Source organism: Achromobacter sp. SIMBA_011 (genome assembly GCF_046535435.1).
Lineage (GTDB): Bacteria > Pseudomonadota > Gammaproteobacteria > Burkholderiales > Burkholderiaceae_B > Achromobacter > Achromobacter dolens.
In genome coordinates this window covers 1-237 of sequence record NZ_JAWRWN010001196.1, presented here as the reverse complement: position 1 = coordinate 237, position 237 = coordinate 1, and the positions used below count along the sequence as shown (strand labels likewise).

At 65.8% G+C, this 237-nt stretch carries 1 protein-coding gene; it reads right to left on the bottom strand.

Going from position 1 to position 237, the window contains the following annotated elements; all coding sequences use genetic code 11:
* The coding region (locus tag SB816_RS34835) for an EamA family transporter (protein WP_410548604.1) at window positions 1-237 on the bottom strand (237 nt) is incomplete at both ends.

Sequence of the window (237 nt, the reverse complement as noted above, 5' to 3'; positions counted from 1 at the left end):
AGCGAACCGAGCCATCCCCAGCGATTGAAGCGTTCGTGCAGAAACACCGCGGCCAGCAGCGCCGTGAAGATCGGCAGCGTATTGACGATGAAGCTCGCCGCGCCGGCCGACACGGTTTGCTCGCCGGTATTGAGCAGCGCGTTGTAGAGCGCGATGCCGAGAAACCCGCAGACGAGAAAGCGCAACGCGTCGCGTGTCGACGGCTTCGCGGGCCGCCGCCACGCCAGCCATGCGATC